A 17,839-nucleotide genomic window follows, 5' to 3' on the forward strand; every position below is an offset into this window, starting at 1 on the left:
TCGTCGTGGGGTCCGGGCCTCCTGGGTCCGGCTCGTCGTGGGGTCCGGGCCTCCTGGGTCCGGCTCGTCGTGGGGTCCGGGCCTCCTGGGTCCGGCTCGTCGTGGGGTCCGGGCCTCCTGGGTCCGGCCCGTCGTGGGGTCCGGGCCGCCTGGGCCCGGCGCGTCGTCGCGGTCCCGGCCACCCCGCCCCGGCTCTCCGGCGGCGTCATGGTCGCCCTGGACCCGGGTCCCCGTCGCATTCCCGGTCGCCTCTGTCGGCGGCCGGGTGCGCTTCGGTGACCGTAACCCCCGTGGCTCGGCCGCGCACGGCGTGCCGCTGCCGGATTGACAAACGGGGGTTGCCGAAACTGCAATGCCTTGCATGACTACGGACGACGTTCTCGCGGAGGTCGGGCCACGGCTGCGCCGGATCCGCAAGGAGCGGGAGGTCACCCTCGCTGCCCTCTCCGAGACCACCGGTATCTCGGTCAGCACCCTCTCCCGGCTGGAGTCCGGGCTGCGCAAGCCCAGCCTGGAGCTGCTGCTGCCGATCGCGCAGGCCCATCAGGTGCCCCTGGACGAACTGGTCGGTGCCCCGCCGGTCGGCGATCCGCGGGTGCGGGCCAAGCCGATGGAACGGTACGGCCGCACCTTCTGGCCGCTCACCCGGCAGCCGGGCGGCCTCCAGGCCTTCAAGGTGGTCGAACCGAAGCGGAAACTCGAACCCGAGCCGCGCACCCACGAGGGCTACGAGTGGTTGTACGTGCTGGCGGGGAAGCTGCGGCTGGTGCTGGGCGAGCACGATGTCGTCCTCGCACCGGGGGAGGCGGCGGAGTTCGACACCCGGGTGCCGCACTGGTTCGGCTCGACGGGGGAGGGGCCGGTGGAGTTCCTCAGCCTGTTCGGGCCGCAGGGGGAGCGGATGCATGTCCGGGCGCGGCCCAGAAGCAAGGAGTGACGCTGTTACCTCGGACACGGTTCCCTAGGCGGCAAGCGACCGCTTAGTATGCGGTGGACCCTGACGAAGCAGTCTGTGGAGGCACCGCATGCAGGCATGGCAAGTGCACGAGAACGGTGAGCCGAGCGAGGTGATGCGGCTCCAGGAGGTGGAGCGGCCCACGCCCGGTGACGGCCAGGTCCTGCTGAAGGTGCGTGCCGCCAACATCAACTTCCCCGATGTGCTGATGTGCCGTGGCCACTACCAGGTGCGGCCCCCGCTGCCGTTCACCCCGGGCGTGGAGATCTGCGGCGAGACCGAGGACGGGCGCCGGGTGATCGCCAACCCCGTGCTGCCGTACGGCGGTTTCGCCGAGTACGCCGTCGCGGACGCCGCCGCCCTGCTGCCCGCGCCGGACTCGCTGGACGACGCCGAGGCCGCCGCGCTGCACATCGGCTACCAGACGGGCTGGTTCGGCCTGCACCGCAGGGCCGCGCTCCAGGCCGGCGAGACGCTGCTGGTGCACGCCGCCGCGGGCGGGGTCGGCAGCGCGGCCGTACAGCTGGGCAAGGCGGCCGGGGCGAGGGTCATCGGTGTCGTGGGCGGCGCCGACAAGGTCGCGGTGGCCCGCGAGCTCGGCTGTGACGTCGTCATCGACCGGCGTGCCGAGGACGTCATCGCCGCCGTGAAGGAGGCCACCGGCGGCCGGGGCGCCGACGTGATCTTCGACCCGGTCGGCGGCGAGGCCTACACCCAGTCGGCCAAGGTCGTCGCCTTCGAGGGCCGGATCGTCGTCGTCGGCTTCGCCAGCGGCACCATCCCGAGCCCGGCGCTCAACCACGCCCTGGTGAAGAACTACTCCATCCAGGGCCTGCACTGGGGCCTGTACGCCACCAAGAACCCCAAGCTGATCGCGCACTGCCACGAACAGCTCACCGAACTGGCCGCGAGCGGTGCCGTCAAGCCGCTGGTGAGCGAGCGGGTGCCGCTGGCCGAGGCCGCCGCGGCCGTGCAGCGGGTCGGTGACGGTGTCACCACCGGTCGCGTCACCGTCGTACCGAAGGGAGCCGCAGCATGACCGACGCTGCCGAACTGGGGCGCCGCACAGCAGAGTTGCTGGCCGCGTACCCGCCCGCCTCGACCGAGAAGCTCGACTTCCTCAAGGCCCGGTTCGACGCGGGACTCGCCTGGGTGCACTACCCGGAGGGCCTCGGTGGCCTCGGCGCACCGCGCTCCCTCCAGGTCGTCGTGGACGCCGAGTTGGAGGCCGCAGGCGCCCCCGACAACGACTCGCGCCGCAACGGCATCGGCCTCGGCATGGCCGCGCCGACCATCCTCAAGTACGGCACGGAGGAGCAGAAGCAGCGCTATCTGCGGCCGCTGTGGATCGGCGAGGAGGTCTGGTGCCAGCTGTTCAGCGAGCCCGGCGCCGGCTCCGACCTGGCCGCGCTCGGCACCCGGGCCGTCCGTGAGGGCGACGAGTGGGTCGTCAACGGGCAGAAGGTGTGGACGTCCGGCGCGCACAACGCCCGCTGGGCCATCCTCATCGCCCGCACCGACCCGAACGTGCCCAAGCACGCGGGCATCACCTACTTCATCTGCGACATGACCGACCCCGGCGTCGATGTCCGCCCGCTGCGGCAGGTCACCGGCGAGGCCGAGTTCAACGAGGTCTTCCTCACCGACGTCCGCATTCCCGACTCGCGCCGCCTCGGCGAGATCGGCGACGGCTGGCGGGTCGCGCAGACCACGCTCAACAACGAACGCGTAGCCATCGGCGGTATGCGGCTGCCCCGCGAGGGCGGCATGATCGGCCCGGTCGTCAAGACCTGGCGCGAGCGCCCCGAACTGCGCACCCGCGACCTGCACCAGCGGCTGCTGAAGCTGTGGGTCGAGTCCGAGGTCGCCCGGCTCACCGCCGAACGGCTGCGCCAGCAGCTCGTCGCCGGACAGCCCGGCCCCGAGGGCGCCGGCATGAAGCTCGCCTTCGCCCGCCTCAACCAGGAGATCAGCGGCCTGGAGGTCGAACTCCGCGGCGAGGAAGGCCTGTTGTACGACGACTGGACCATGCGCCGGCCCGAACTGGTGGACTTCGTCGGCCGTGACGCCGGCTACCGCTACCTCCGTGCCAAGGGCAACAGCATCGAGGGCGGGACCAGCGAGGTCCTGCTGAACATCGTCGCCGAGCGCGTCCTGGGCCTGCCCTCGGAGCCGCGCACCGACAAGGACGTCGCCTGGAAGGACCTCGCTCGATGACCGACCTGCTGTACTCGGAGGAGGAAGAGGCGCTGCGGGCCGCCGTGCGGGATCTGCTGGCCGACCACTGCGACGCCCCCGGCGTCATCGCCCGCACCGAGTCCGACGCCCCGCACGACCTTGCGGCCTGGAAGGCCCTCACGGACGGCATGGGCCTCGCCGGGCTGCTGGTGCCGGAGAAGCTGGGCGGTCAGGGCGCCTCGCACCGCGAAGTCGGGGTCGTCCTGGAGGAGTTGGGGCGGGCCGTGGCGCCCGTGCCGTATCTGACCAGTGCCGTGGTGGCGACCGAGGCGCTGCTGGCCTGCGGCGACGAGGAGCTGCTCGGCAAGCTGGCGTCCGGGCGGACGATCGGGGCGCTGGCCGTGGGGCTGCAGGTCGCCCCGGGGGCCGCGTTCAAGTCCGTACGCGTCGAAGACGGGCGTCTGTACGGCGTGTTGAGCGGGATCGCGGACGCGGTCGCCGCGGATGTGCTGCTCGTGCCCGGGGACGACGGCGGGCTGTACGCGGTCGCCGCGGACGCGGTGGGCATCGCTCCGCAGGTCGCCTTCGACCTGACCCGGCCGCTCGCCACGGTCACCCTCGACGGGGCGGCCGGGCGTCGCGTGGGTGAGGCGGAGCCCGCGGTACGGCGTGCGCTGCGAGCGGGGGCCGGGCTGCTGGCCTCCGAGCAGTTCGGGGTCGCCGAGTGGACGCTGACCGAGACCGTGCGGTACCTCAAGGAGCGCAAGCAGTTCAACCGGCCGGTGGGCGGGTTCCAGGCGCTCAAGCACCGGCTGGCGCAGCTGTGGCTGGAGGTCGTCAATCTGCGGGCCGCCGCGCGGGGGGCCGCCGACGCGCTGGCCTCCGGCGAGGATGCGGATGTGTCGGTGGCCGTTGCTCAGGCCTACGCGGCGCCGGTCGCGGTGCATGCGGCTGAGGAGGCGCTGCAGTTGCATGCGGGTATCGGCATGACCTGGGAACATCCGATCCATCTGTATCTGAAGCGGGCCAAGGCGGATTCGATCGCCTTCGGTACGGCGGGGGCCCATCGGGAAGCCTTGGCCGAACTGGTCGATCTTCAAGCGCCGTGATGTAGCGGTTTTCGGCCGCGGGTGCGTGGGGGCTGGTCGCGCAGTTCCTCCTCCTGCCTTCGGCCGGGGGTACCCCCAGCGCCCCTTCGGGCGCGAAGTGAACCGGGGGTGCCAGTCCGGCCAACCTCCTGTGCAGGTGCGCCATTCGGGCCCTGTTCGAACGCATACTCCCTTCGGTCCTCAACGGCCCTACAAGGGAGGCAGAGCATCATGGCCCTCACCACCCGTCGCAGAGCCCTCACCACCCTCGGCGCCGCCCTCGTGGGCGGCGCCGTGCTGCCCGGAGCGCAGGCCTGGGCGGGCGGCGGTCACCGCGGCCGGCAGCCGCTGTGGCGTGCCCACGCCCACAACGACTACGAGCACACCCATCCCCTCTTCGACGCCCTCGGCCACCGCTTCGGCAGCGTCGAGGCCGACATCTTCCTCGTCGGCGACCAGCTCCTCATCGGCCACACCGCGGACGACCTCGACCCGAGCCGCACCCTGGAGTCCCTCTACCTCGACCCGCTGGCCGCGATCGTGAAGGCCAACCACGGTTCCGTGTACCGGGGGTGGCGCCGACCCCTGCAGCTGCTCATCGACATCAAGACCGAGGGCTCCTCGACCTACCTGGAGCTCGACCGGCATCTGCGGCGCTACCCGCACCTGTTCACCACATACGCCCACGGCCGTGTCGTCCCCGGAGCCGTCACCAACGTCATCTCCGGTGACCGTGCCGCCCGTACGCCGATGGAGGCGCAGACCGTGCGCCGGGCCTTCTACGACGGCCGGCTCGCCGATCTCGGCACCGCGGCGCCCGCCGCCTTCGTCCCGCTGATCAGCGACAACTGGACCCTCAACTTCACCTGGCTCGGCGAGGGCGACTTCCCGGAGGCCGAGCGGCAGAAGCTGCGCGGCATCATCCAGGAGGCGCACGCCAACGGGCAGAAGGTGCGGTTCTGGGCCACCCCGGACGCGGCCGGACCGGCGCGTGACGCGCTGTGGAGCGAACTGTCCGCGGTCGGCGTCGACTACTTCAACACCGACGACCTCGCCGGCCTGGAAGTCTTCCTGGACGCCCACCCGGCGGCGTAAGACCACCCGAACGGGGGACGTGTCTACCGCACGCGCCCACCCTCCGCTGCGCCAGACTTGCGGCCGAACGCCCCGAAACGGGCGTGGCGGAGGAGGTTCGCGATGGCCGTTTCCATCTCTGTGGTGCTGCTGCTCCTGTTCGTGGCGGTGCTCTTCATGCGTCAGGGCGGGCTGAAGATCTCGCACGCCCTGGTCTGCATGGTGCTCGGCTTCTTTCTGGCCAGTACCAGCATGGCGCCCACCATCAGCAGTGGGCTCACCGCGACCGCCGATCTGGTGGGCAGTCTGCGGCCCTGAGCCGGACGCTCGGGGCCGCAGACCGGCGGCGGCCGGTCAGCTGCCGCCGGTCAGCGGTTGCCGGTCACGGTTTCCAGAAGACCCCGATGCCGTTCGCCACGGCCCGCTCCGGGCTGTCGGTCGGGTGGTTGACCACGCTCACCGTCTTCGCCCCCTCGGTGCGGGCCACCATCGTCGTGGAGCCGCCGCCGTCCAGGCTGAAGGCATCGGCCGCCCCCAACGCCCGCATCTCGGAGGCGACTTCGGCGATGGTCATGCCACGGCGGTAAGGCGCCGCGCCGTCCAGCGCGAGCAGCAGGAGTTCGTGTCCGCCGCTTGCGTAGCCCACGGCCGTGCGCACGGCCGAGGCGGTGTCGTTCAGCCCGGCCAGCGGCTCGCCGTCGCGCAGCACCGGGTAGCCGCCGACCGCGAAGCGGTACGGGATCCTGGACGTGGACGCCAGCATGCGCTCCCACACCCTGACCCGCTCGCCCTTGGTGAGCTCGCGCAGCCGGTCCGCGCCCGCCTCCCGGCCCAGCAGTACGGTCGTACCCGCGGCGATGGCCCCGCTGCCCGGGGTGGCGGAGGTGGCGACGACCCTTCCGTCACGGACCTCCACCTCGTAGGTGTCCGTGCTGCATCCGGCCGCCCGGTCGGTGTCCGAGCCGCAGGTGGCGCGTCTGCGGGAGGCCGAGCCCCAGGCCGAGGTGTAGGCGCCGACGGAGTCCTGCGCGAGTGCGTACTGGTTGAGGCCCCGCAGGGCGAGGTTCCCCGCGGGGGTGCGGACCGTGCCGACGAGCGTCAGCCGGTCGAGCCGGGCCCGGCGGTCCGCGCCGACCCCGAAGACGTCCGTGGTGTCGGTGCCGGGCGGCAGCGACGGGCCGAACCGCTGGGCCGTCGGCACCGCCGACTTGAGGACCCGGCCGTGGGCGATCGCCGGGCCGACGCTCGCGCCGGTCGCCTCGACACCCGGGTGCTGGGTCTCGCTGATGTTGAAGAAGTCGCCGTTCACGCCCGCGACCGCGCCCGCCGTGTCGGCCATGGCGGACACCCGCGAGCGGGTGGCCACCGCGCCGGGGGAGAGCAGATCCACCCGGACGTGCGGGTCCATCAGGTCGACGGTCAGCAGATGCGCGTGGACCGTGCCCTTGGCCGCGGGGACGTCGAACTGCCGGTAGGTGACGCCGGACGAGAGCCGCCGGGCGTTGGGCACGGCGCCGGCCGGTGCCGCCCCCGCGAGGGCCGCACCGGCCAGCACGCCGGACGTCATGAGAATCGTGAACAGAGTTCGGGTCGTCGCTGCCAATCGTCTTTGACGATGCGTCACTACATCCCCTGATGTCTCGTCAAGTTCCTCAGGACACAGGGAAGTGCAACAGATCCGGGTGACCGGCGGGGCGGCTAGACGTCGACTACACGAGAACGGGTGAGAAAACGCACCCCCTCGGGTGCCTCCAGCGAGAAACCGCTGCCCCGTCCTGGTACCACGTCCACGATCAGCCGGGTGTGGCTCCACACCTCGTACTGGCTGCGGGACATCCAGAACGTGACCGGCGCCTCGACACCGTCCACCGCCAGCTCGGCCAGCAGCACATCCGAGCCGCCGGTGCGGAACTCGCCGTCCGGATAGCACATGGGGGCGCTGCCGTCGCAGCAGCCGCCGGACTGGTGGAACATCAGCGGGCCGTGCTCGGCGTGCAGCCGGCGCACCAGGTCGGCGGCCTGTGGCGTGAGCTCGACGCGTGGGGGTGAGGTCATCTCGTCCATGGTCACCGTCCTGGGGCCGGGGCGTCGGATCCCCCCAGTCTCGCGTCGGGCGGCCCGCTCGTCAAAGGTCCGTTCCGGCAAGGCAGTTATGTCAGAAGTGTTGACCGGTCCGCTGGAAACGTTTTAACTTCCCCTCACCCAGCACCCTGTGGTGAGGAGGCTCCGTGGCGGCGATGCTGCGTGAGCGTCCGGGTAGGGCGGCCGTCAGGCAGACACGCCGTCGTTCACCGGGCGTTCGGAACGACCGAAAAGGTTTCCAGAAACACCGCGGTGGGGCGCTGATCCTGCTCATGCTGCCGGGGCTCGCTTATTTCCTCGTGTTCCACTACGGCGCCCTGCTCGGCAACGTCATCGCCTTCAAGGACTACGTGCCCTTCGACGGACTCCGGGGCAGCCCCTGGGTCGGCTTCGGCAACTTCCAGCGGATGTTCGGCGACCCCGAGTTCTGGGACGCGGTCCTCAACACCCTCTGGATCGCCGTACTCCAGCTCGTCTTCTACTTTCCCGTACCACTCGCCCTTGCACTCCTGCTGCACAGCCTCACCTGGTCGACCGTGCGCAGGTTCGTGCAGTCGGTGGCCTATCTGCCGCACTTCATCTCCTGGGTCATCGTGGTCGCCCTGTTCCAGCAGGTCCTGGGCGACACCGGCATGCTGAACGGCTACCTGGGCGACGCCGGACTGCACACCGTCGACATCATCGGCAACCCGGACGCCTTCAAACCGCTCGTCGTCGCCCAGGTCATCTGGAAGGACGCCGGCTGGGGCACGATCATCTTCCTCGCCGCGCTCTCCCAGGTCGACGAGCAGCAGTACGAGGCCGCCGCGATCGACGGCGCCGGGCCCTGGCGGCGCTTCTGGCACGTCACCCTGCCCGCCATCCGGCCCGTGGTCGTCCTGCTGCTCATCATGCGCCTCGGCGACATCCTCTCCGTCGGCTTCGAGCAGATGCTGCTGCAGCGCGACGCGGTCGGACCACAGGCCGCCGAGGTCCTCGACACCTTCGTCTACTACCAGGGCATCGTCGGCGGCGACTACGGGTACGCAGCTGCTGCCGGGCTCTTCAAGGGCCTGATCGGCGCCCTGCTCGTCTACGCGGCCAACAAGGTCGCCCACCGGCTCGGCGAACAGGGCGTCTACATATGAGCGCCGTCGCCGAGGCGCGCGATCCCCGCCACTCCCGCCGTTCCCGCGCCGCCCAGCGACCCGGCTGGACGGAGAAGCCGAAGCCCGTCACCCAGGCCGCCAAGGCGGTGGCGCTGACGGCCGTGGTGCTGCTGGTGTGCGTGCCCTTCCTCGTCATCGTGTCCACCTCGCTGGCCTCCCAGCGCGAGGTCGTCGCGGGCGGCGGCTGGGTGCTGTGGCCGCAGCACCCCACCCTCAAGGCCTACCGGGACATCCTCGACGGCGGCATCGTCACCCATGCCCTCGGCGTCAGCGCCGGAGTGACCGCCGTCGGCACCCTGCTCAGTCTGGTCTGCACGGTCACCCTCGCCTACGCCCTGTCCCGGCCCGGCGTCACCGGCGGCCGTCCGGCGCTGCTCCTCGTCCTGTTCACGTTCCTCTTCCCGCCCGGCGTGATCCCGAGCTTCCTGCTGGTCAAGGACCTCGGCCTGCTCGACAACTACGGCTCCCTGGTCCTGCCGGTGCTGGTCAACGTCTTCAACCTGGTCGTCCTGCGCGGCTTCTTCCAGGGCATCCCCGAGGAGCTGTACGAGGCGGCCCGTCTCGACGGCGCCGGAGACCTGCGGGTCCTGTGGTCGATCGTGCTGCCGTTGTCGAGGGCGGCCCTCGCGGTCATCGGCCTGTTCTACGCCGTCGCCTACTGGAACTCCTGGTTCTACGCCTCCCTCTACCTGGAGAGCGACCACTGGCCGCTCCAGCAGGTGCTGCGGACCTATGTCGTGGCCGGCTCCGGTCTCACCGACCAGACCATGGGCGACGGCACGGTCAATGCCCCGCAGACCATCCAGATGGCGGTGCTGGTGATCGCGACCGTGCCGATCCTCGCCGTCTATCCCTTCCTGCAGAAGTACTTCACCAAGGGCGTGCTCACCGGCGCCGTCAAGAGCTGAGAGCGACAGCCGAAGAGAGCTGAGACAACCCCAAGAGCCGCTACGGGAAAGGTCACTTGCCATGCCCAGCATGTCCAGACGCGCCCTGCTGCGTACCGTGGCCACGGGTGGCGCCGCCGTCGGTGTCCCCGGTCTGCTGACCGCCTGCTCCACCGCCTCGGACGACGGCGACGTCTCCAACGCCGGTAAGAAGCTGGCCGCTTGGCCCGCCCATGCGGCCGCCGCCTCCGGTCCGCGGCCCGACCTCGCCCCGACCGCCGCGGGCGTCCAGGCCGGATACCTGACCTACCCTTCCGACCTGACCACCTCGGTCAAGCGCACCCCGGGCGACGGCTCCACGGTCAGGGTCATGTCGGTCACCTTCGGCACCCCGCCCAAGGGCGCCGCGCAGAACCGGTACTGGCGCGCGGTCGAGAAGGCCCTCGGCGTCAGGATCGAGTTCACGGTGATCCCGCAGGCCGACTACCAGAAGAAGATGGCCACCGTCATGGCCGGCGACCCCGACTCGCTGCCCGACATCATCAACGTCTTCTCCGGCTTCCCCCTGCCCCGCGAGGCGCAGTTCGTGCAGCGCAGGGCGGAGGACCTCACGCCGTACCTCTCCGGCGAGGCCGCCCGCGACTACCCCAACCTGGCCGGCATCCCCACCGACGCCTGGCGCGACATGGGCCGCATCGGTGGCCGGATCTACGGCATCCCGCTCGAACGCCCGCTGCCCGGCTCGACGTTGTGGCTCAACCAGGCGATGTTCACCGACGCCGGGATGAAGGCGGATTGGACCTCCGAGGACTTCGCCGCCGTCGCCGGGAAGGCCACGCACGGCAGGACGTACGCCCTCGGCGCCGCCGCCGGCTCCCTGTTCGGCAACGGTGTGCACGCCGCCGCCCACAACGCGCCGAACGGCTGGGCCGTCGACAAGAAGGGCGTCTTCCACAGCAACCTCACCGACGAGCGTTACAAGGCGGCCGTCGCCTACCAGGCCGCCCTCCGCAAGAACGGCTCCTACTATCCCGAGGCCACCTCGGTCTCCTCCGCCGACCTCGGCACCCTCTTCCTCAACGGCACCGTCGGCTCCCTCCAGGACGGCTTCGGCGCCTACCAGACCCGCTACCCCGACTCGAAGGGCCTGCTGACCCCGGCGCCCGCACTGCCGTACAGCGTCGACGGCACCCCCGGCGGCATCGTCGCCGCCCGCCGCTCCTTCGGCTACACGATCCTGAAGCAGGCCAAGAAGGAACGGATCGAGATGCTGCTCAGGCTGCTCGACTACCTCGCCGCACCCTTCGGTACGAAGGAGTGGGAGCTGAGCCACTACGGCCTTGAGGGCGTCCACTTCACCCGAGGCGCCGACGGCTCGCCCGCGGCGACCAAGCTCGGCGAGGTCGAGAACGTCACCAACCTCCCCTTCCGCTACCTCGCCGAAGGCCCCCAGGTGCTGTTCGTGCCCGGCATGCCGGACGCGGTACGGGCCCTGCACGACTGGCAGACCAAGGCCGTCCCGGTCGCCATCCGCAACGCCTCCTACGGCCTCAAGTCCGCCACCGAGGCCACCCAGGGCACCACGCTCAAGGCCCTGATGGACGACACGATCACCGCCGTCATCGCCGGCCGCGCCTCGATGTCCGACTACGAGACCGCCGTGACCAGATGGCGGGCCCGGGGCGGCGACACAATGGCCGAGGAGTTCGCCAAGGAGTACGCCGCGAACAGCTGAGCAGCTGGGACGGCGGCTCCACAGGGTCGAGAACGAGGGGAACGGGAGCGGTATGACGACGGCAAAGGGGCGGGTCACGATCCGCGAGGTCGCCGAACGGGCCGGGGTGTCCGTGGCCACGGTCTCCCGGGTGCTCAGCGGCAACTACCCGGTTCCGCCGGCCACCCGGTCCCGCGTCCTGCGCGCCGCCCGCGCACTCGACTACGTCGCCAACGCGCATGCGCGTGCCCTGGTGGGCGGTGGCCGCAAGACGGTCGCCGTCGTCCTCCGCCAGGTCACCAGCCCCTTCTACGCCCAGGTCGCCGAGGGCGTGGAGGCCGAGGCCGCCACTCACGGCTGGCTCTGCCTGGTCGGCACGACGGGCGGCGACCCGCAGCGCGAGATGGAGTTCGTGCAGCTGATGCGGGAGGAGGGGGCACGGCTGGTGATCCTGGTCGGCGGGGTCGTCGAGGACGACGCGTACCGGGAGCGGGTGGCGCGGTATGCCGAGGCGCTGGATGCCGCGGGGGCGCGGCTGGTGCTGTGCGGCCGTCCCGCGCCGGATCCGGACATCCCGGCCCTGGTCGTCGAGTTCGACAACGAGGCGGGGGCTCGGGCCATCACCGGGCATCTGCTGTCGGCGGGGCACCGGCGGATCGTGTTCCTCGGCGGGCTGCCCGGCAATACGGCGCTCGACGCGCGGGTGGCCGGCTATCGGGCGGCGCTTGCGGAGTACGGGCTGCCGGAGGATGCGGCCTGTGTCGTCGACTGCGGGCTGGGCAGGGGTGCCGGGTTGCGGGCGATGACCGAACTCCTCAAGGGGGAAAGGAAGTTCACGGCCGTGGTCGCGGGGGACGACATGGTGGCGGCGGGGGCGCTGCGGGCGATCGCCGACGCCGGATTGCGGGTGCCTGAGGACATGTCCGTGGTCGGGTACAACGACATACCGCTGGCCGAGGATTTCAATCCGCCGCTGACGACTGTGCGTACGCCTGCCGAAGAGTTGGGACGGGCTGCTGTGCGGTTCGCTCTGCGGGATACCGAAGAAGCCGCTGGAGCACGGCACTTGCTCGGTACGCACATTGTGGTGCGGGGGAGTGTTGCTGCCGTGGAGAGGTCGTCGTGAGAGTGCGGGCCGGTGGGGGCTGGTCGCGCCCACGCGGCGGCAGCCGCAAGTTGAATGCAGCCCCGCGCCCCTAAAGAAACACCCTGCCCTTGGTTGAAGGAGGAACCCTGTTGGTGCCGCCGTCCGACCGTGTTCTGTCGCCCATCACCGGGTGGACCCGTGTTCACTGGGAGGTCATGGCCGACCGTCTTCTGGACGGTCTGCTGCCTTACGCCTCACCGAAGTTCGCCCAGTACCGGCTGCCAGGACGGACCAGCCACTCCGGGGAATGGTCCGACGGGCTCGAAGGGTTCGCGCGGTCCTTTCTGCTCGCCGCCTTTCGGATCGCGGGCTCCGAGGGGCAGGTCGGACCCGCGCTCGTCGAGCGGTACGCCAGTGGGCTCGCCGCCGGTACCGATCCCCGGCATCCCGAACACTGGCCGCCCATCACCGATCGGGGGCAGCCGATGGTCGAGGCCGCCTCCGTCGCCGTGGCGCTGCACGAGTCGCGGGTGTGGCTGTGGGACCAACTCGACGAGCGGGTGCGGGAGCAGGTCGTCGCGTGGCTGGCGGATTTCGTCGGTGCCGTCGTCAACGACTCCAACTGGCGGCTCTTCCAGGTCATCGTGGAGGAGTTCCTCGCCTCCGTCGGAGGGCCGCACCGCCGTGGCGAGATCGACGCGGGGCTGGCACGTCTTGACGACTGGTACCGGGGCGGGGGCTGGTACACCGACGGGGACGGGCGGAAGTTCGACTACTACAACGGCTGGGCGCTGCACCTGTATCCGGTGCTGTGGGCGCGGATCGCGGGGGAGCGGGCGGACCAGGGGACCGTGGCCCGGCATCGCGCGCGGCTGGGTGAGTTCCTCGGTGTGCATCAGCACTTCTTCGGAGCCGACGGGGCCCCGGTCCATCAGGGGCGCTCGCTCACGTACCGGTTCGCCGCCGCCGCTCCGCTGTGGGCCGGCGCGCTCGCCGACGCCACCCCGCTGCCGCCCGGACGCACCCGGCGCCTCGCCTCGGGCGCCCTGAAGCACTTCGCCGAACGCGGCGTGCCCGACGGGCGGGGGCTGCTCAGCCTCGGCTGGTACCGGCCCTTCCTCCCCGTCACCCAGAGCTACTCCGGCCCCGCCTCCCCGTACTGGGCCGGCAAGGCCTTCCTCGGCCTCCTCCTGCCCGCCGGCCACCCCGTGTGGACGGCACCCGAGGAACCCGCCCCGATCGACACGGGCGATGTGTCCCTGACGCTGCCCGCACCGGGCTGGCTGCTGCACGGCACGGCCGCCGACGGGATCGTACGGCTCGTCAACCATGGCACCGACCGGCTGCCGCCCCCGCCCGCCGAGGCCGAGGACAGCCCGCACTACACGAAGTTCGCCTATTCCAGCGCGACGGCCCCGCAGACCCCGCGCGGCCCCGACAACCACATCGCCCTGCTCGCGGCGGACGGTCCCAGCCGGCGCGGGCGTATCCATCCGCTGTACGCGGAAGGGCGCACCGCCGCCTCCTGGCATGCGCCGGTCGGCTCCCGCATCACCACGACCAGCGTGGTGCACGGTCCCTGGGAGGTGCGGATCCACCGAGTCGAGGCGTCCGCCGGGACGGTCGTACGGGTGGGCGGCTGGGCGCTCGCCGACGACACGGCGCCCCTGGAGACGGAGTGCGGGTCCGGCTGGGCGCTGGTCCGGCGCGCGGACGGGCTGACCACGGTCCTCGCCACCCTCATCGGTCCGGCCGACAGGACCTCGGCCGTCGATCGTGCCCAGGGCCGCAACGCCTTCGGCGAGCACTCGGCCACCCCGCTGGTCACCGTCCCGCACCCCGGCGGCACCCTGTTGCTGGCCACCCTGGTCGTCCTGACCGCGGATCCGGCCGTCCACGGGGACCCGTATGCCCTGCGTACCGGCACCCGGGCGACGCCGACGGCCGGCGGCGGGGTGGAGATCTGCTTCCCGGACGGGACCGAATCGCTTCTGGCACCCCTACCCTGAAGGGGACCGGGGCTCGGGACGGGGGCGGGGCCGGATGCAGTTCATCGAGGTGACCGAGCTGGCGGGGGTGCGCTCCGCCGTCATACGGTTCCGACGGCCGGACTCGGGGCTGGAGTTCCTGCTCTTCCCGATGATTCATCTGGGCGAGGCCGAGTTCTACCGGGAGGTCACCTCCCAACTGCGCGGTCGCTGCGACCTGGTGATCGCGGAGGGCGTGGGGAAGGGGTCGGCCGGCGCGGACGCGCTGGTGGCCTCGTACGCCCGGCTGGACCGGCACGAGCGGCTGGGGCTCGTCGTGCAGGACATCGACTTCGACAGCCTCGGGGTGCCGGTGATCAACCCCGACATGAGCGGGGCGCAGTTCGAACAGGGCTTCCGCCGGCTGCCGTTGAAGGAACGGGTGCTGTTGGCCGCGATGGTGCCCGCGGTTGTGGCCGGCATGCGGATGTTCGGCACCCGCCGTTATCTCGCCCGCCATCTGACGACCGAGGATCTGCTGACCGATGCCGAGGCGGCGGCGGAGGACGCCCTGCCCGGTGTGGACGATCTGGTGGTGCGACGCAGGGACCGGTTGCTCGCGCGGGCTCTGACCGATGCCCACCGGGCCTGGGGCGAGCGGCCCGGGACCTTCACCGCCGGGGTCGTCTACGGCGCCGCGCACATGCGTGCCGCGTCCCGCACACTGAGCGAACTGGGCTACCACGCGGCGGACGCCGAATGGCTCACCGTGTTCCTGCTGGAGCCGCCGGTTTCCGGGTGACCTCGGATTCCTCACGCATTCCTCGCGCACACCCATTGACCTGAGCATGCTCGGATCCCTAGCCTCCGTCTCCATACGTAGATGCTGTCTCTGTATGCAGGCGTCATTCAGGCATATGGACGTGACGCCCAGTTCAAAGGGGAACTGGCTTGCCTCTGGTCGTCGTAGGGATCAGCGTCCTGGTCCTGCTCTTCCTGATGACGAAGCTCCGGATGAACGGCTTCGTCGCGCTGCTGCTCGTCGCCGTGGGCGTCGCTGTGGTCCGGGGGATCCCGCTGGAGAAGATTCCCGGCACCCTCTCGGACGGCATCGGCGGGCAGATCGGTGACACGATGCTCACCATCGGCCTGGGCGCCATGCTGGGGCGGGTGATGGGCGACTCGGGCGCGGCCCAGCGCATCGCCGACAAGCTCCTCGCCGTCAGCGGGCCGCGCGGGGTGCAGGTGGCCATGGTGCTCACAGCCATGATCATCGGCGTCACGATGTTCTACGAGGCCGCCTTCGTCATCATCGTTCCGGTCGCCTTCACCCTCGTCCGGGTCACCCGGTCGAACCTGCTCTGGGTCGGCCTGCCCATGTCCATAGCCCTGTCCACCATGCACAGCTTCCTGCCCCCGCACCCCGGGCCGACCGCCGTAGCCGCCACCTTCCACGCCTCGGCCGGACTCACCCTCTTCTACGGCCTGTTCATCGCCGTCCCCGTCGGCGCGCTCATCGCCCTGGTGTGGCCCCGGCTGCCGTTCGTCCGCGCGATGAACCCCGAAGTCCCCAAGGGACTGGTGAGCGAGCGGGTCTTCGGGGACGACGAGATGCCCGGCATCGGCTGGTCGCTGGCCGTCGCCCTGCTCCCCGTCGTCCTCATCGCGGGCTCCGCCGTCACCGACCTGTCCACTTCGGCAGACACCCCGGTCGTGCACTTCGTCGACTTCGTGGGCGCCGCGCCGGTCGCCCTGCTGCTGACCCTGCTCGTCTCCATGTGGGTCTTCGGGCCGCGGGTCGGGCGCACCACGGAGGAGGTAGCCCGCTCCTGCCGGGAGGCCGCACAGGCCATGGCGATGATCCTGCTGGTCATCGGGGCCGGCGGCGCGTTCAAGCAGGTGCTCGTCGACGGCGGGATCTCCGGCTACATCAAGGACTTCACCGACGGCTGGTCCGTCTCGCCGATCATCCTGGCGTGGCTGATCGCCGCGATCCTGCGGGTCGCCCTCGGCTCGGCCACCGTCGCCGTGGTCACCGCCTCCGGCGTCGTGCTGCCGCTGCTCGCGGGCAGCGGGGTCCATCCCGAACTCATGGTCCTCGCCGTCTCCTGCGGCTCGATCGCCTTCTCCCACGTCAACGACCCGGGCTTCTGGATGTTCAAGGAGTACTTCAACCTGTCGGTCCTCGACGCCATCAAAGCCCGTACGACCTACACGACGGTGCTCGCGGTCCTGGGCCTGGGCGGCGTGCTGCTCATGGAACAGATCCTCGACGCCCTCAGTGTGTAAGTTCCGTCTCCCGTAAGGACGTTCGCCCATGAGTGGTCAGCCCGTCGTCACCCGCTTCTCCGTGTACCCGGTGGCCGGCCGGGACTCCATGCTGCTCAACCTCTCCGGCGCCCACGCCCCGTACTTCACCCGCAACGTGGTGGTCGTCGAGGACTCCGAGGGGCGCACGGGGCTCGGGGAGGTGCCCGGCGGGGAGGCGATCACCCGGACCCTGCGGGATGCGGAGCCCCTGGTCGTCGGCGCACGACTGGGCGACTACAAGAGGGTGTTGCGGGTCATGGGGGAGGAGTTCGGCGGGCGGGACGCCGGTGGCCGTGGTGCGCAGACCTTCGATCTGCGCACCACCGTGCACGCCGTCACCGCCGTCGAGTCCGCCCTGCTCGACCTGCTGGGCCGGCATCTGGAGGTGCCCGTCGCCGCCCTGCTCGGCGACGGCAAGCAGCGCGACTCGGTACGCGTCCTCGGTTATCTCTTCTACGTCGGCGACCCCGGCCGCACCGACCTGGACTACCTGCGAGAACCCGACGCCGACGGGGAGTGGTACCGCGTCCGACGCGAGGAGGCGCTCACCCCGGAGGCGATCGTCCGGCAGGCCGAGGCGGCGTACGACCGCTACGGCTTCCGCGACTTCAAGCTCAAGGGCGGGGTTCTCGCGGGCGCGGAGGAGGTGAAGGCCGTACAGGCGCTGAAGGAACGCTTCCCGCAGGCCCGGATCACCCTCGACCCCAACGGCGCCTGGTCGCTGCGGGAGGCCGTCGAGCTGTGCCGGCCGCTGCTCGGCACGCTCGCCTATGCCGAGGACCCCTGTGGTGCCGAGGACGGCTACTCGGGGCGGGAGATCCTCGCCGAGTTCCGCCGGGCCACCGGGCTGCCCACCGCGACCAACATGATCGCCACCGACTGGCGGCAGCTCACCCACGCCCTCGCCCTGCAGTCGGTGTCGATCCCGCTCGCGGATCCGCACTTCTGGACCCTGAGCGGCTCGGTGCGGGTGGCACAGCTCTGCCATGAGACGGGGCTGACCTGGGGCTGCCACTCCAACAACCACTTCGACATCTCCCTGGCCATGATGGCCCACTGCGGTGCCGCCGCCCCCGGCGAGTACAACGCCCTCGACACGCACTGGATCTGGCAGGAGGGCCGGGAGCGGCTCACCGTCGAGCCGCCGAGGATCGTCGGCGGCGAGGTCGCCGTCACCGACGCCCCCGGGCTCGGCCTCCGGCTCGACATGGACCGGCTGCTCGCGGCCCATGCCCTCCACCAGGAGAAGAACCTCGGCGCGGGGCGGGACGACGCGACCGGGATGCAGTACCTGATGGAGGGCTGGAGCTTCGACGCCAAGCGGCCCTGTCTGGTGCGGTGAGCGGCCG

The 17,839-nt window shown here is 71.1% G+C and carries 16 protein-coding genes; 14 read left to right on the forward strand and 2 right to left on the reverse strand.

Annotated elements, in window-relative coordinates; translation table 11 throughout:
• Nucleotides 1-361: 361 nt before the first annotated feature.
• The 6 genes from ACIRR9_RS46225 (at nt 362) to ACIRR9_RS46250 (ending at nt 5,613) form a co-directional block, all read left to right on the forward strand.
• Complete coding sequence (locus tag ACIRR9_RS46225) at nt 362-937, forward strand: helix-turn-helix domain-containing protein (RefSeq protein WP_403765114.1); 576 nt, start codon at nt 362-364, stop codon at nt 935-937.
• Between the two features lie 88 nt (nt 938-1,025).
• Nucleotides 1,026-1,994, forward strand: coding sequence for an NADPH:quinone oxidoreductase family protein (locus tag ACIRR9_RS46230; protein WP_403765116.1), 969 nt, complete (start codon nt 1,026-1,028; stop codon nt 1,992-1,994).
• Entirely contained in the window at nt 1,991-3,172 is a 1,182-nt protein-coding gene (locus tag ACIRR9_RS46235) for an acyl-CoA dehydrogenase family protein (RefSeq protein ID WP_403765118.1), read from the forward strand. Before ACIRR9_RS46230 ends, ACIRR9_RS46235 begins: the two co-directional genes overlap by 4 nt.
• On the forward strand, nt 3,169-4,242 hold the full coding sequence (locus ACIRR9_RS46240; RefSeq protein WP_403765120.1) for an acyl-CoA dehydrogenase family protein: 1,074 nt from the start codon (nt 3,169-3,171) through the stop codon (nt 4,240-4,242). The genes ACIRR9_RS46235 and ACIRR9_RS46240 overlap by 4 nt, the downstream gene beginning before the upstream one ends.
• Nucleotides 4,243-4,452: 210 nt before the next feature.
• Complete coding sequence (locus ACIRR9_RS46245; RefSeq protein ID WP_403765122.1) at nt 4,453-5,316, forward strand: phosphatidylinositol-specific phospholipase C/glycerophosphodiester phosphodiesterase family protein; 864 nt, start codon at nt 4,453-4,455, stop codon at nt 5,314-5,316.
• 102 nt (nt 5,317-5,418) lie between these two features.
• Entirely contained in the window at nt 5,419-5,613 is a 195-nt protein-coding gene (locus ACIRR9_RS46250) for a hypothetical protein (protein WP_365345144.1), read from the forward strand.
• 64 nt (nt 5,614-5,677) lie between these two features.
• Here ACIRR9_RS46250 and ACIRR9_RS46255 read toward each other — a convergent pair whose 3' ends face one another.
• Both ACIRR9_RS46255 and ACIRR9_RS46260 read right to left on the reverse strand, forming a co-directional pair.
• Nucleotides 5,678-6,862: a phosphodiester glycosidase family protein gene (locus tag ACIRR9_RS46255; RefSeq protein WP_403765124.1), complete on the reverse strand. Its 1,185-nt coding sequence runs from the start codon at nt 6,860-6,862 to the stop codon at nt 5,678-5,680.
• 131 nt (nt 6,863-6,993) lie between these two features.
• Nucleotides 6,994-7,359, reverse strand: coding sequence for a DUF779 domain-containing protein (locus tag ACIRR9_RS46260; RefSeq protein WP_123978834.1), 366 nt, complete (start codon nt 7,357-7,359; stop codon nt 6,994-6,996).
• A gap of 290 nt (nt 7,360-7,649) precedes the next feature.
• Here ACIRR9_RS46260 and ACIRR9_RS46265 point away from each other — a divergent pair, with 290 nt between their 5' ends.
• The 8 genes from ACIRR9_RS46265 to ACIRR9_RS46300 all read left to right on the forward strand — a co-directional run bounded on the left by ACIRR9_RS46265 (nt 7,650) and on the right by ACIRR9_RS46300 (nt 17,832).
• Nucleotides 7,650-8,504, forward strand: coding sequence for an ABC transporter permease subunit (locus tag ACIRR9_RS46265; protein ID WP_365345140.1), 855 nt, complete (start codon nt 7,650-7,652; stop codon nt 8,502-8,504).
• A complete protein-coding gene (locus ACIRR9_RS46270; protein ID WP_403765127.1) occupies nt 8,501-9,433 on the forward strand; it encodes a carbohydrate ABC transporter permease in 933 nt (310 codons plus the stop codon). The genes ACIRR9_RS46265 and ACIRR9_RS46270 overlap by 4 nt, the downstream gene beginning before the upstream one ends.
• A gap of 61 nt (nt 9,434-9,494) precedes the next feature.
• Nucleotides 9,495-11,147, forward strand: coding sequence for a sugar ABC transporter substrate-binding protein (locus tag ACIRR9_RS46275; protein ID WP_403765129.1), 1,653 nt, complete (start codon nt 9,495-9,497; stop codon nt 11,145-11,147).
• A 52-nt stretch (nt 11,148-11,199) separates the two neighbouring features.
• Entirely contained in the window at nt 11,200-12,252 is a 1,053-nt protein-coding gene (locus tag ACIRR9_RS46280) for a LacI family DNA-binding transcriptional regulator (protein ID WP_403765131.1), read from the forward strand.
• A gap of 107 nt (nt 12,253-12,359) precedes the next feature.
• A complete protein-coding gene (locus ACIRR9_RS46285) occupies nt 12,360-14,222 on the forward strand; it encodes a DUF2264 domain-containing protein (RefSeq protein ID WP_403765200.1) in 1,863 nt (620 codons plus the stop codon).
• Between the two features lie 34 nt (nt 14,223-14,256).
• Nucleotides 14,257-14,982 (forward strand): hypothetical protein, encoded by a 726-nt coding sequence (locus ACIRR9_RS46290; protein WP_403765133.1) that lies wholly within the window; start codon nt 14,257-14,259, stop codon nt 14,980-14,982.
• 149 nt (nt 14,983-15,131) lie between these two features.
• Entirely contained in the window at nt 15,132-16,469 is a 1,338-nt protein-coding gene (locus tag ACIRR9_RS46295; protein ID WP_403765135.1) for a gluconate:H+ symporter, read from the forward strand.
• A 28-nt stretch (nt 16,470-16,497) separates the two neighbouring features.
• On the forward strand, nt 16,498-17,832 hold the full coding sequence (locus ACIRR9_RS46300; protein ID WP_403765137.1) for an enolase C-terminal domain-like protein: 1,335 nt from the start codon (nt 16,498-16,500) through the stop codon (nt 17,830-17,832).
• The last annotated feature ends 7 nt before the right edge of the window (nt 17,833-17,839 follow it).

It is taken from the genome of Streptomyces sp. NPDC101234 (genome assembly GCF_044767525.1).
GTDB lineage: Bacteria > Actinomycetota > Actinomycetes > Streptomycetales > Streptomycetaceae > Streptomyces > Streptomyces sasae.